Origin of the sequence: Stenotrophomonas sp. PS02289, assembly GCF_029960115.1 — a bacterium.
Classification (GTDB): domain Bacteria; phylum Pseudomonadota; class Gammaproteobacteria; order Xanthomonadales; family Xanthomonadaceae; genus Stenotrophomonas.
Genome location: NZ_JASCOZ010000013.1, coordinates 34424 through 48151 on the forward strand (window position 1 = coordinate 34424; position 13728 = coordinate 48151).

Genomic DNA, 13728 nt, shown 5'->3' on the forward strand with positions numbered 1-13728 from the left:
GAGCCAACCATTGAAGCCGCCCAGTAGCATTGCCCCTGCCAATACGCCAGACGCACAGATCAGGATGGCTGTAAGCCTTTGACGCCTACGCAACCAGATGACGAGGGGAACACCGACGATCGCCGCAGCCAGGCTGCCAATCACGAAAGCAATCGGCCAGGCGAGCCACATCCCCAGGTATTTGTATCCGGGATCGCCTAACAGCGCGATGCCAACCACCATGGCGCAACAGGTACCGCTGGCGAGCACCCCGACTACCAACGGACGTCGATTTCTATTCATCGCCTCTCCCTTCCTAAATGCCACTACCACGCCCCGATGCACTCCCACTCCCCGGGCCCCATCTCGTTGGTACGGCTGCACGTGTTGGTTCCGGGCCGGAAGTACTTGAAACTCAACTTATAGCGCTCGGGAGAGGATGACCCGTAAAAAACCTTCACCCTGTTGTCCTGCGTCCCAATGTTCGAGTTCTCGGGGCCGCCCACAGATCTTCTGGGCATCTGCTGCTCCTATGCACTCATGACCCAGCGTCAACCATAAGCTGTTCCTTGGTGCGCACTCCACCGGGCAGATAGCATCGATAGCCGTCCGCGACCAGCCGGCAGTGCGCGATCGCCTCCTCATTCCGTGCTAGCTGAATCAACGCGCCAGCAAGATGCATTCTTGATGCGTCAGAGTAGTACCCGAAACCTTCGGCCTCGCCCAACTCCACCGCACGCAGGAACGAAGACGCGGCGTCCTCGACGCGGCCATCCCGCCACTGTGCCAGGCCCAAGTGGAATCTATCGGCCGGCTCCCAGTCGCCTGACGCGACAAGCAGTTCCAGATCGGCGATCTGACGCCCTCTCGCTCCGGCGCTGGCGTAGACCTCTGCACGAGCGCGCAGTCCGGCACGCATCGTCGCTCCATGAGCAACAAGCGCGTCACATAGCGCGAGCGCCGCGGGGAGCTCACCGACGGTACTCAGCCTCACGATCTCCCCGAGCGCACCATCGAGTTCAGCCTCATTGACTGGCAATCGCTTCACCGCCTGCTCCTTTCACCGTCTACAACGACAATCCGGCGATGCTGCTTTCCGGCCCTATCCATGCAAATGCTACATGAAGGGAGAGAATCCACCTGAAGCCCCGGAACAGAACTCAACCATGTATTTCCCACCCCCGCCCTTTACCCCGTGTCCGGGCAATATCAGAGGAAAAAACCTCACCTCATGCCCGCCCGAAACGCTCGTTATGCGCACCTCGTAGTTCTGCGGATTGGAAAGAAAGCTGCTCTGAGCCCCCTTCACCTTTGGATGCTCTACTGGGAGGATGTTCCTCGAAAAGTCGGCATAGGCCACCTCCACAGCATTCACTAATGCGAGCCTTCCATCGGAGCATCGATCTGCGTCTTGAGCAGCTCCGGCAGCGGACGACTCGGCCGCAAGAAGGAGTACTGCCACATGGAGAATTGCATTCATTACGCACCTCATTCTGCGGTGGGCGCATACACGTTGCGCTCGGCCTTGGATCAGGATCGATCGAGGCACTACTGATCCAACCCTTGCCGAGTGACCCCAGCGATCATCGTCGCACCATCCTCAAGCACCTTGATCGCGTTCTTCACATCCAGCGATGAAGGGGTGCCAGGTTGAACACCTACGAAGTCCGCCACTTCACACCTGGAGAAGTAAGCATCATAAGTATCTGACAAACCAGCATGAAAGCGGGCGTTACTCCCCGAGACTGTCCTGAAGAGATCAGTCAGCAAGTTCCAGATGTCAATCATCAGCTCAGGATCAACACTGGAAGATTCCCGCAGTGACCGCAATGCTGCATCGACATTGAAGAAGGACTGATCCCCGACCCTCACACCCCCAGCTGGTAAGTCTGCGCTCGACATGAGGGTCGGCCAGTCTTCGGCGACCAAAACACCTTGTTCATTGCTCCAAAAGAAGTCGCCGGCATCCGATGACTCCCACAAGAACCAAGCTTCTTCACCATTTACGCAAAGCCTGACCGGGAAGACCTCGCGTTCATCAGCAGAATTCACGTTCAGCAGAGCCCCCTGGGCCTTGATTGGAGCTTCGCTTACAGGGCAGTACAAAAGTTGGACCGAAACTGACCAACTTCGTCACACGACGGCGAACTTGGTAGCTGCGCCGGAGCACTCACATCTTTCCGCTGGCTTTGCAGGACCCCAGAGACGCAAGAATCTCGACGTCGGCAAACTCTTCAGCCATCTGAAGTGCAGATGTCCCTCCAATTCCTGCACTGCAGGGGTCTGCCCCTGCGCGTAAGAGGATAGAAATCATCTCCTGATTCTTGGTCCTGACAGCCCATAGAAGCGCAGTGTTTCCTCCTCCATCGACAGATTCAACATCCGCACCATTCTCCAATAGCCACTGAACCGCCACTTTGCGCTTTCTTGCAGCGCTGAACGGCAGCGGACGCCATCCATCCAAACGTGTGCTGTTAACGTCCGCACCGTCGGCAAGGGCTCTTCTCATCTGGGCGGCGTCGTCTGACATGAGTGAGTCGTAGAAGTTCTGACTTGCTGTAGATTGGCTACACCCAAGGCAAGCCAGGATGAGTGAGAGGAGAAGCGTCTGATTTAAACATCTTACGTTCACTGTTTCGGCTCAAGTTGAAGATGCATCAACCTATGCACTTTACGTTCGCCACCGCACCCCTGCTTCAAGCAAGAGCTACTGGAAGCTCTGACATGCTTACGAAATCGTGGCTGGTCCACTCACCTATCCCAGAGCCCCCTCTCATTCCCGACACATTTCATTAGCTTTTGCTATCACTCTCTGATGTGCCTGATACCTCACAAGCCTTTCCCCAAGGCCTGCGCAAACAGGACGTTCATCTTCGCGCCACGGATATATCATCAGATTTCCACGCCGCTCGACACCGTCCAAATAGAGGACCGCACAGTTCCCTGTGTTCATTTGAATTTTTATTGATCGAGATCGGCCCTCAACGTAGTCCAATCCACTACCCGTCCACCTATCAACCCCGTGACGCATCTCATTGTAGAACAGACCACTCAAATCGCTATATATCGGCTTGGCCTCCAGCTCCGGCCTAATACCATCGTCTTCACATCCAGCCAAGCCTGAAAAGCAAGCCATGACCAGGATCACCACCCTACCTGCCGATAACGACAAGCGGGAGCAGCGCATCACTGAAGCAATGACCGATCCTCGCATAACACTTCCTCAGTCAAATCCATTCATGAGAACGGGAGGGATACTCTGCCTTTCGGTATGAAGTAGTACTTCGCCCCTTCAAGAAGCATCCACCAATAGAAGTGGCCCTTGGACTATCGCTCAACTGCAAGCGAATGACTAATCGGGGTACAGCTCCACAGAGACGCCAAACCCGGTCCTTGCCAATTCCACGTCCCAGATCCGCCCGGGTCGGTAATTGCGGTCCACCGGGCGAATCAACTGGCGGCCGTTTCCGTAGTTCCAGCCGATGGCCGACCCGAATGGGACGTACATCAACTGGTTCACCACCACATCACCATGGACTCGGATGATTGCCCCGCGTGTGCCGCCCAAACCTTGAAGGAGCCGAAGCCTGGATCCTTTTACCTTTCCTCAGCAACCAGTGGAACTCTTGCGACGCTGCGTGACTCTCGCACAACCACTGCAATCCACAGAACCACGCCGAATGGTACGACGAAGTTGAGCCCTACCTCATCGGGCTACGTCCCTGGGTAAATATCGAAGGCAAGGTCGATCTTCAGCTCGCTCAACACCCTTGATAGATCGCTAGTCACGTAGAAACCCGAGTTCCGGGACGAGAACCAACCAACAAAGCACTCAACGCGCCCACCAGTGCTACTCAATTGACGCAAATAGTCACCATTCCCTAGCAGTCTCTCAGTCAGTTTGCCAAGTGACTCTTCAAAAGAGCCGTTCACAGGCCACTCGTGAGTCCAGTATGTCTCCGCTCTCTGCCCGCCGATCACACTCCCTTTTGGCGTGACCTTCTCGTCGCCTGCACTGTACGAAACGTCAGGCACCAAACCTAGTGCATCAGTGATCTCCTCGCTTCGCAGATTTGGGTGCACAATCCTGAGAGATATCCGGAATCGCGTTGAGTTGTTCACTTTAGATACTCCTCAATCGAGCCTTGCCCGCTAGCTTCACCACCCTCATTGATCCAGACGCCTCCATCAGGGCTAATGCCTACCCAGTCCCTTGGCCCGGCATTAACGCCACGCTTGATGTCATGGACATCTTCTGTACTCAACCCTGGCCATTGATCAATCGGCTTTGTCCCGGTAGGACAGTCATCAGGGCGCTGTTCACGCGAAGGCTTGGCTCCTTTGCCATGCTTCTTGCTGAAGTGAGCTTGGACGATCCACGGCGCAGCCAGCGCAAGTGAACTCAACATTCCGGGAAGGTCAACGATCCGGATGCCACCAAACGAGGGAGGTGGAGAGTAGTGACCAGTGTACCCGGAATCAGTAACAGGATAACCGTCAGGATCCGACCAGACCGCACCCGTTGAGGACGGAGGCGTAAGTACAATCCGACTCCTCGTCTGAAGCCCCCAGGGATCTGCGGCACTGTTTGGGACACTTCCAACATATGCAAAAGTGCTAATCCCACCCCTCAGCCCAATCGGATCACTCTGCGAGTAGCGCCCCGCCGCCGGGTCATACTCCCGCTGATAGTTGTAGAACAGCCCACTCGCATCGGTCGCCTGCTGCCCCGGGAACCGCAGCGACAGATCAAACGCCACCCCATCGCCATCCGGATCGCTGTTCGGAGCCTGGTTACCAAACACCTCGCTCTTGTTGCTCCACTCCCAGATGCTCAGGTTGCGCACCGGGTCAATCACCACCCGCGGGGTGCCGAGGTGGTCGGGCTGGATGTACGCCACTTCCGGCACACCGGCGGCCGGCGCATTGATCAATGCGACCGGATAGTTGTCCAGCCAGATTGCCTGCTGAAGTAGTTGCCCGGTGCTGCCGTAGTTGCCAAGCCATTGGCCGGCTTCGTCGTACACGGTGAGCTGGGCACTGCCGCCAGTAGGCTCGCGCTGGATGCGCTCACCACGGTGGTTGTACAGGTAGCTTTCCAGCACTGCCCCACCCTGCTTGGCTTGCCGCAGGCGATTGGCGTCGCTGTACACGTACTCACGGCTGCCGATGCTGGTGGTGTTGCCGGCTGCATCGTGGTCGCGGGCTTCCCCGCCCACACCGGTCAGGCGATGGCTACCAGGGGCGTACGTATACACCTGGGTGCCGGCATTGCTGGTCATCCCCATTCGGTTACCGGTGGGGTCGTAGTCATAAGCCTCGATGACCGTGCCGGTGGGGCCGTCCTTGGTCTGGGTGAGCCGGCCCATGCTGTCGTAGCCGAACTGCGCCAGCGAAGAGCCCCCGTCCGCGGTCTTGAGCTCGGTGATGGCTCCCACAGGGTCGTACGTGAACCCGAGCGACAGGCCATCCTGGCCCACATCCCAGATCCGCTCGGGACGGTAGTTGCGGTCCACCGGACGAATCAGCTGGCGACCGTCGCCGTAGTTCCAGCCGGTAGCCGGCCCGAACGGGGCGTACATCAGGTTGTTCACCACCACCCGACGGGACTGGCCCGGGCGGGTGAGACCGATTTCGCTGACGCGCCCGAGGCTGTCGCGCACGTAGTCAGCAACGCTGCCGTCCGGATAGGTCAGCAACTGCAGTCGGCCACCAATGTTGTATGCATAGCGCAAGGTGCTTGACACGCCGTTGACAGTCTGCACCTTGCGGGTCATCTGGCCTAAGCGGTCGTAGCAGTACGTGGTGCTGCCGCCGGCATGCTGCACCTGGGCCACGCGGCCTTTGTGGAAGCGCTCATTGCTGCCGCACACGGCCGGAGCAGTGTCGTAGCTGTAGCCGACGTTGAGATTCGGATTGGGGTAACTGATGCCGGTGAGCCGATTCAGCGCGTCGTAGTGATGCAGCACCTGCACGCCACGCGCGTCGGTGCGCACGGTGAGGTTGCCGGCCGCATCACGGGCCATGGCGGTGTTGCCGCTGTCCGGGCTGTTCTGGGCGATGAGGTCGCCGAAGCCGTTGTAGGTGTAGGTGGTGTTCAGGCCCTTGGGGTCGGTGACCTGGGTGACCTGGTCCAGCGCGTTGTAGGTGCTCTCGATCTGCGCATTGAAGCCGGCGATGTCCTGCACGGTGTGCGACAACCGGTTGAGTGCGTCGTACCGGTGGCTGGTGCTGCGCGCCAAGGCGTCGATCACGCTGGACGGATTGCCTTCGGGATCGTAGCCGAAGGCCGTTTCGTGGTTGTTGGCATCGCGCAGCACGGTCAGCTGCCCCAGCGTGTTGTAGATGCGGCTGAGGGTGCGGCGCAGGCTGCCGGTGGTATCAGCGGTGTCCTCGCGCAGGCGGTTGCCGGCGTTGTCCAAGGTGTAGTGGATGGAGTTGCCGGTGTTGTCCTCGATATCGGTCAGGCGCTGGGCGGCATCGTAGATGTAGGTAATGCTGCTGCCGTCGGGTTCGCGGATCTTCTGGACCTGGCCGGTGGGCCAGTAGTCGATCAAGGTGGTGCGGTTCTCACCGGGCATCGCCGGATTGACACGGATGGCGACCGGCCAGCCGCGCGGGTGATACTCGTACTCGGTGATCACGGCGTTGCTGTCGGCGACCTGCAGCGGGCGGCCCAATGCGTCGTAGCGCAGCGTGAGCGTGGTATGTCCCAGCCCGTTGGTGATGCTGTGCAGGTCGCCCTTGCGGAACTCGCAAGCACCGGTACTGGCCGGCCCGCAGTTTGGACCATCCACCGGATAGTACTCGTAGCTAACGATGTCGTTGACATCATTGCGCGGTCCGTTGACCTGCTTGAGCAGGCCCAGCACCGGGCAGCTGCCACCAGCAGTCACGTCCGCCGCTTCGCAGTAGCTGAAGGTGGTGGTACGGACCTCATTACTGACCAGATCGCGCACCACAACGCTGGTTGGCTGCAGGCGCGCATTGCGGATCGTGCGCGTTTCGCGGTTGCCAATGCGGCTGTACACCACGCGGTTGCTGCCGGTGAGCGTGTGGGTTTCGGTGATGCGCTGGGCCGCCAGGCCAACCGCCTCGGTGATGGTGGTAATCTCCACCGGTTGACCGCTGTTTGGGTCCGCCCCGGCGCTGTAGCTGTAGGTGGTCTGGGTGCCCCGGCGGTCGGTCTCGCTGGCGATCCGGCGACGGAAGTCCTGTGCTTTGGGGTAGTAAGTGCGGCTGATGGGGCCTTGCGGGTCGGTGACGCCGGTGACCTTGCGCGGGTAACCTTCGCCGGCGGTGGTGCTGAGGCCATAGGTAGCAACCTTGCCCAGTGCGTCGGTGACGATGGTGGTGCCGGCAGGGGTGTAATGCAGCTGCACGCCATCAATGCCCGGCTCAGGCTGGCTGCAGGTGCCGGAGTGGCGGCTGCAGATCACGCGCCCCTTGGGGTCGTAGTCGTACCAGCTGTAACGGCGCGCGTCTTCGGTGGTGATGCCGGTGAGGTAGCGCGGGAAATTCGTGTTCTCGTAGTGGTACACGCGCACGGTGTTGCCGGGGTACTGCACGGTGGCCACCTGGCCGTTGGCGTTGTAGGTGTAGGTAGCCACGCGCTGGCCGCTGACCGACAACGCGCTGATCAGTTCCTCGCCTTCCAGCGCTTCGTAGTGGAACAGCAGCGCACGGCCGCTGGAATGGGTGATGGACAGCAAACGCCCACGTGCGTCGTGCTGGTAGCTGAGCGTGGTGCCGTTCTCGAAGGCGCGCAGCTGCAGACGGCCGTTGCCATCGAAGGTGAGTACCTCGTCGCTGCGGTAGAGCAGCCAGTTGCTGCCCTGCTGCACGGCACGGTCCCCACTGCCGTTGGCGGCTTCGTAATCGTTGCCGATCTTGGTGAAGGCGATCTGGGTGCCGTTGCTTTCAATCAAGCCGAGCTTGAACAAATTGCTGGGCGGGAAGCCGCTGGTGTCCACGCCCATGGCCAGCACGAGGTTGTGCGAGTGGGTCCAGTTGGGACCGAAGCCGCCGGCCGGCGTGGAGGTAAGGGAATTGAAGTGACGCACGAACTGGATCCAGCCCAGGTCGAGGTCGGATTCGGGTTGGGACTTGTTGCCGGTGGAGGCGTCACAGGGGTTGCCGACCTGGCTTTTGCAGGTGTTGGACAACGGCGTACTGCTGTAGTTGAGGATCATCTGCCCGGCCTGTTCCTGCATCGGATCCATGGCACAGGCCTGCAACTCGGGACGCCAGGACATCAGCGCGGTGTTGGTGCATTGCACGGTACGGGTGCGGCTGACGTACTTTTGTGGTTCCAGCAGGTCGCAACTGCCGGTCTGCGCATTCTTGTTGTAGAACGGCGTGACGTAGTTGGCCGACTCGCCGGTATTGCTGCCGTCAGCACCACTGCCGAGCCCGCCGCCGGGAATGCCGCTCCACTGCCCCGGTACCACCTCCGTAGCCGGACATCCTGCTGCAGAGGGCGTGTCGGCCTTCAGCGCGACGATCATGGCCTGTTCGGTGGCGTAGTCCCGATCGTTGTAGCGATACACCCAGTCGGTGATCTTCAGCTTGGCCGGCTTGATGCGGTAATTGTCCACGACCTTGTCGCCGTCAATCAGCGTGCTGGCCACATGCCAGTCGAAGTGACCCGCAGACTGGTAGGCGCTGAAGTTGTTTTCAATGGCCTGCTGGGCCTGGCGTTCGCTGGTGAGGGTCTGGTTGAACGCCGAGAGCGTTTCCCATTTTTTCTCGACTTCCTGCGCGTGTGCGAGCGGGTACGTGGAGAGCGCAATGAGGAACAGCAGCGTGCGGGGGCGGACTACCACAGGGGCAGAACGGGACATTCCGGTACTCCTTCCTGGAGGGTGGAACTGCTCGTACGACAATGCTTGATCGAGGTGCAGCCACGCAGGGCGTGGCTCTACAGGTCGGGCGTGGCCCGATTTCCGTGCATACGGGTTGAGCAGGTACGGCACGCCCGACGGTCCGTGGGCGGCTGAATGTGCTGCTGAGTTTCGACGGAGCGTGAACGCCCGGTCAAGACATCAAACTGTGCGGGTGCTCACTGTTCTGACAGCGGGCAGCCGGTTTTCGGAGTGTTCCGAACAATGTTGCAGATTTTTCCTACGGCAGAATCAGAGATTCCCGCGTGCGACATAACCGCGCAGCCAGTCGGTAATCACGCCGGCCGCGGCATCCGCGCGGGCCTGCAACAACAGGTGTGGGCCATCGAGCGTGACCCAGCGTGCCTGCGGTGCCAGCCGTTGCAGCGCCTGCACGCTGATCGGCCAGAGCAATCGGTCATGACGTGCCAGCAGGCCCAGTACAGGTACCCGCACATTCCCGAGCGACTTGCGCGCATCCACGCGCAACGTGGCGGCAGCGCGCTGACGCAGCACGTTGGCGGGCACTTCATTCAACGCTGCCCGCAGGGCGCGACGGGTATCCCGCGTGCTCCAGCGCCCCAGCAGCAGGGGCACCAGCACGGCCAGCGGCGGCAGCGGCCAAGCCGGCGCAAGCAGATTGGCAAACACCGCCGGCACTGGCACCGGTCGGTGCGCGAAGGTGGTGGACAGCACCACGCCGCGAAGTGCGGGCGGGGTCTGCGCGGCCAGCAGCACTGCCAACGGGCCGGCGAAGGATTCGCCGAGCAGCACGAACGGCGTTTCCGGCAACTGCAGTCGCACACGTGCAGCCAGGGTGGCGTAATCCTGCGGCCCATCCTGTGGGTAGCGCAGCACCTGCGCCGGCACGCCACGGGCGGCCAATGCGTCCAGCAAGGGGGTGGTCAGCAGGCCGGTGCCGTCCAGACCGGGCAGCACCACCAGGGTGGGTTGAGCGTCCATGCAGGCAGCCACAACAGCGGGGGTACCGGCATGGTGGCATGGTCGCTGTGACGGGTTCAACGTCAAACCGGGACGCGGCCTGCCTTGACGGCGGTGGCAGTTCGCAAGCGATACTCGGCACTTACTGCGCGATGCGGTTCACAGGGGAAAACAGATGAAGTCTGTCGCATGGGTGTTGGCCGGCCTGATCATGCTGCTGCCGGTGGCGGCCGGCGCGGAGGACTCGATCCTGCCGCAGGGATCGGCAAGCAAGCAGGAAGGTGAATTCTCGGCTTCGCTGCTGATCACCGACGACCCGGACTGGCAACAGGAATGGGAGGCACCGAAAGGCGAGGTGCCGAACTTCCGGCTGGCCGACTCGGTCTCGGCAGGCGGTGACCTGTATGTACTGGCCTTTGTCAGCAACCCGAAGCTGGACGAAGCCAGCATGACCAACGTGCGCTGCGACCTGAAGGTGGCACACCCGGACGGCACGCTGAGCAGCAACGACCATGACCTGCCCTGCTTCGTCACCCGGCTGGAAAGCGACCCGAAGCGGGTATACCTGTCGTCGGTGGGATTGAAGTTCACCGCCGAGGAAGGTGATGCAACCGGTACCTGGACGGTCAGCATGACCGTGCACGACAAGAATCGCGGGGTGACACTTCCGTTGGAAGCCGCCTTCGAACTGCGTTGAGGAGCGTCAGACCATGCGTATGTTCTGCCTGATTGTGATCGGCGCAGTCCTCGCCACGGGCCAGGCGCGTGCCGACGACGCACCACCGAAGCCGATGCCGGTCTTGAATGCCAGCGACACGCAGGCGGCGCTCGCTCGCGCGGAAACCGTGGGGCGGTTGATGTACCTGCACGACCGGGCGGCTGAGCACGCGCTCGAGACGCTGGTGACGAAGGACAGAAAGTTCCGCAAGGACAAACGCGTCAAGGACTGGATCACCGAAGCGCGCGGTGATTCGGTGGTGGTGAGCTTCCTCGACGCCACGCCGGCGGTGTTGTACCGGGTCACGGTCGATGCGCAGGGGGCCGTGGCGGGCACACCGGAAGTGCTGGCTGTGCCGGTCGCGCTGACGCCGTATGAAGCCGCTGCGGCACAAGCACGGCGTGCGGCATCGACACCGCAGATTGCCGCGTGCGCGCCAACGTACAAGATGGTGGCGATTCCCGACGGCGCGTCCCTCGATCATTGGGCGGTATACCTGCTTCCCGGCACCCGCGACCCCCGATTCATACCGCTGGGCGGCAGCTTCAAGGTCGACGTCACCCGTGGCCAGGTAACCGCCAGCCGGCCGTTCACTTACAGCTGCATCCAGCTGGAGAAAGGGCCCAAGGTAGCCGCGATCGTGACCATGCACCTGCTAGACCCGACGCCGATGGAAGTCCACGTTTACTGGGGGCTGTGGGGGCGCATACCGCTGTTCGTGGGCACGTCCAACAACCTGATGTGGAACATCGACGACGGTCATATCACCTTGGTGGAGGATGAACCCTCCACTGCATCACCGTGACCCTCAGATGACCCGTGCGTGGCAACCGCCGTGCTGGCGTTCTGGTTCGTGTTGCCCAAAGCTGCCAACATGGTCTGATGTCTTGCGCCAGCCCCGCCCCGGCCAACAGCCGAGGCGGGACAATGGGTGAATCAGGCAGCCCGACGAGGCATGCCTTTGCTGCTCTGCTGCTCCAACTTGAACACTGCCACTGCTTCATTGAGCGACTGCGCCTGCTCTTCCAGCGCGCGGCTGGCGGCAGTGGCTTCTTCCACCAGCGCAGCGTTCTGCTGGGTGACCTGGTCCATCTGTACCACCACCTGATTGACCTGCTCGATACCCGCCGCCTGCTCCTTGGTGGCGGCGGCAATGTCGCTCATCAGCTGGTTGGTGCGTGAGCTGGCTTGGGTGAGGCGAGCGATGGCCGCTTCCGATTCGACGGTGACGTTGAGGCCGGTTTTGACCTTGTCGCTGGCCACATCGATGAGGTCCTTGATCTCCTTCGCCGCCGTGCCGGCACGCTGGGCCAGGGTGCGCACCTCGCTGGCGACCACCGCGAAACCACGGCCGTTTTCACCGGCGCGCGCCGCTTCCACGGCGGCGTTGAGCGCGAGGATGTTGGTCTGGAACGCAATGCCGTCGATGACCGAGGAGATTTCGGAAATACGCGCGGAGGACTGATCGATCTCGCCCATCACCGCCGCCATCTGCGCGATGGCCTGCTCGGTGGCACGCACGGCGGCACCGGCGGCATGCGCTTCCTGGTCGGCCTGGTTGGCCAGTTCGGCGTTCTGGCGCACGGTGGAGGTCAGTTCTTCCATCGATGCTGCGGCTTCTTCAAGATTGGCGGCCTGCTGCTCGGTGCGACGCGACAGATCGCTGTGACCGGCAGCCAGTTCCTGCGCGGCATTGTTGATGCTGCCGGCCGCGCCCTGGATCTGCTGCACGATGCCGGTGAGCTGGGCCGCGGTGACGTTGGCGTCATCGCGCATCTGCGCGAACACGCCCTGGTACTGCCCGCTCATTCGCTCGGTGAGGTCACCGGTGGAAATGGCGCGCAGCACGGTCGAGAGGTCGGCGATGCTGGACTGCGAGGCTGCCATCATGCCGTTGAGGTTGGCGACCATGGCCTGGAACTGGAACTGGAACGCGGCCTCGTCGCCGCGCACGCTGAAGTCGCCCGCGCGGGCGGCAGCGGCAAGGGTGTCGATACCGTGATTGATGGCGGTCAGGTTGGCCTTGACTGTGGCCATGGTGCGGGTGAGCACGGCCTTTTCGCCGGGGTAGCTGTCCAGGTCACGGCGCAGGTCGCCGATCGCGTAATCCTGCATCACATCGACCATGTGGTTCTGCACGTCCACGTGCGAGCCGACCAGTTCATTGGTGGCGTGCAGCATGCGGCCGTAGTCGCCGGGCAGCGCATCGGCGTCCATGCGGTAGCTGATGGCACCGGCTTCGTGTTCGCGCGCCATGTCCAGCTGCGCGGTGATCGCCGCCTGCACGTTGCGGCGCACGCTGCCCATGGCTTCGCCCAAACGGGTGAGTTCGTCGCGGCCGCCGAGGTTGAAGTTCTGGTCAAGCTCGCCCTTGGCCATGCGGTCGGCCAGGGTGACGGCGCGGCCGAGCGGGCCGGTGAAGCTGCGGCCGATCAGCACGGAGGCGGCAATGCCGACCAGCAGGGCGATGCCGCCAAGCACCAGCAGCTGCAGCTGGGTGCGCTCGCCAACGCGGATGGCTTCGGCGGCGGCCTTGCGGCTTTCGGCTTCCTCATAGGCGACGCCATCGGCCAACGCCTTGTTCCAGCCGTTGGCGGCTTTCTGCACTTCACTCAGGGTGAAGGCCACGGCACCGGCGAAATCGCCGTCGGCCATCATCTGCCCCGACTGCTTGTTGAGCGGGCGGGCAATGGCGCGCTTGGCGGTGATGTTGTCGATGACCTGCTGGCCTTCGGCGTTGTGGGGGAGAGCCTGGTAGGCGGCCCAGCTGGCTTCGTAGCGGGTGACCAGGTCGGCGATGCGCTTTTCATCGGCTTCGCGCTCCTGACCCTGGCGGATGAGCATTTCACGGCGGACGACCAGCATCTGGTTGTTGGCGTCGAGCAGGTCGGAGAGCAGGTGGACCTTGGCCACGCCTTCGTCGACGACGGTCTGCATGGCGTGTTTCTGCACGGTGGCCCCGACTGCGCCGGTGGCGACTACGGCAACTACCAGTACCAGTAACAGTCCAAAGCCAAGACCAAGACGCCAGACGACGCTGACGTTGCGCAACAGATCCATGAGTGATCCACGAATGTAGGGGGAGAGATCGGTTATCGGCCGATCTTCACGGTTTCTTTACATTGTGGTTCAGGCGACGTAGAGCCACGCCCTGCGTGGCTGCTCGTGGGGCCAGAGACAGGGTCGAAGCCACGCAGGGCGTGGCTC

General features: G+C 61.7%; 9 protein-coding genes. 2 read left to right on the plus strand and 7 right to left on the minus strand.

The window, feature by feature from the left end; genetic code table 11:
• Positions 1 to 517: 517 nt before the first annotated feature.
• The 6 genes from QMX83_RS03495 to QMX83_RS03520 form a co-directional block, all read right to left on the minus strand.
• Positions 518 to 1027 (minus strand): hypothetical protein, encoded by a 510-nt coding sequence (locus tag QMX83_RS03495; protein WP_282295257.1) that lies wholly within the window; start codon positions 1025 to 1027, stop codon positions 518 to 520.
• A 69-nt stretch (positions 1028 to 1096) separates the two neighbouring features.
• A complete protein-coding gene (locus tag QMX83_RS03500) occupies positions 1097 to 1459 on the minus strand; it encodes a hypothetical protein (protein ID WP_282295258.1) in 363 nt (120 codons plus the stop codon).
• 68 nt (positions 1460 to 1527) lie between these two features.
• Complete coding sequence (locus QMX83_RS03505) at positions 1528 to 2031, minus strand: hypothetical protein (protein WP_282295259.1); 504 nt, start codon at positions 2029 to 2031, stop codon at positions 1528 to 1530.
• A 118-nt stretch (positions 2032 to 2149) separates the two neighbouring features.
• Positions 2150 to 2509, minus strand: a complete 360-nt coding sequence (locus tag QMX83_RS03510; RefSeq protein ID WP_282295260.1) for an ankyrin repeat domain-containing protein — start codon at positions 2507 to 2509, stop codon at positions 2150 to 2152.
• A gap of 1588 nt (positions 2510 to 4097) precedes the next feature.
• Entirely contained in the window at positions 4098 to 8822 is a 4725-nt protein-coding gene (locus tag QMX83_RS03515; RefSeq protein WP_282295262.1) for an RHS repeat-associated core domain-containing protein, read from the minus strand.
• Positions 8823 to 9113: 291 nt separating this feature from the next.
• A complete protein-coding gene (locus QMX83_RS03520; RefSeq protein ID WP_282295264.1) occupies positions 9114 to 9824 on the minus strand; it encodes an alpha/beta fold hydrolase in 711 nt (236 codons plus the stop codon).
• A 154-nt stretch (positions 9825 to 9978) separates the two neighbouring features.
• On the opposite strand from QMX83_RS03520, the gene QMX83_RS03525 reads away from it, so the two are divergent.
• Both QMX83_RS03525 and QMX83_RS03530 read left to right on the plus strand, forming a co-directional pair.
• Positions 9979 to 10500 (plus strand): hypothetical protein, encoded by a 522-nt coding sequence (locus QMX83_RS03525; RefSeq protein ID WP_282295265.1) that lies wholly within the window; start codon positions 9979 to 9981, stop codon positions 10498 to 10500.
• 13 nt (positions 10501 to 10513) lie between these two features.
• Positions 10514 to 11326 carry a hypothetical protein gene (locus tag QMX83_RS03530; protein WP_282295266.1) on the plus strand — a complete coding sequence of 271 codons (813 nt, stop codon included), beginning with the start codon at positions 10514 to 10516 and terminating at the stop codon, positions 11324 to 11326.
• Between the two features lie 131 nt (positions 11327 to 11457).
• Here the strand turns inward: QMX83_RS03530 and QMX83_RS03535 are convergent, their stop codons facing one another.
• Complete coding sequence (locus tag QMX83_RS03535; RefSeq protein ID WP_282295267.1) at positions 11458 to 13581, minus strand: methyl-accepting chemotaxis protein; 2124 nt, start codon at positions 13579 to 13581, stop codon at positions 11458 to 11460.
• Between the last annotated feature and the right edge of the window lie 147 nt (positions 13582 to 13728).